We start from the raw sequence: 493 nt of genomic DNA, 5'->3' as shown, positions 1-493 counted from the left end.
CACCGCCGCGCGCCCCGTCGTCGGACTTCAGCGCGGGTGCGTCCTCCCACCCGCAGCCGCCCCGCCGCCCCCGGTCACGCGCGCACCGCGCACTGCGGGGCCTGGGCTGGCTGCTGGCCGCCCTGGTGGCCCTGCTGATCGCCGCCGCTGCAGCCCTGTGGTGGTGGGCCGGCAGCAGCACCTCGCTGGCCACCGCCTTGGCGCGCGCCGCGCAGTACCTGCCGGCCGGCCAGCAACTGGAAAGCCGCGACGTGAGCGGCTCGCTGCGCGGTGGTGGCCGCATCGGCTGGCTGCGCTGGAGCAGCCCGGCGCTGTCGGTGGAAGCAAGCGACATCGCCCTGGGCTGGCAGCTCATGCCCCTGCTCCAGCGCCGCCTGGAGCTGGGCGAGGTGCACGCCGCCCGCGTGCAGATCACCCCCGCAGCCGACGCACCGCCCAGCACGGAGGCCCCACAGCCGCTCACACAGCTCGGGCTGCCGCTGCAGATCGGCGC

1 pseudogene is annotated in these 493 nt (G+C 76.9%); it reads left to right on the top strand.

Annotated features, from left to right (window positions below):
• Positions 1-493 (top strand): annotated as a pseudogene (locus tag DBV10_RS22715) (DUF490 domain-containing protein); the annotation flags it as partial.

This window comes from Acidovorax sp. FJL06 (assembly GCF_003852545.1).
Lineage (GTDB): Bacteria > Pseudomonadota > Gammaproteobacteria > Burkholderiales > Burkholderiaceae_C > Acidovorax.
The sequence above is the reverse complement of the archived record's forward strand: the minus strand, read 5'-3'. Positions and strand labels throughout refer to the sequence as shown.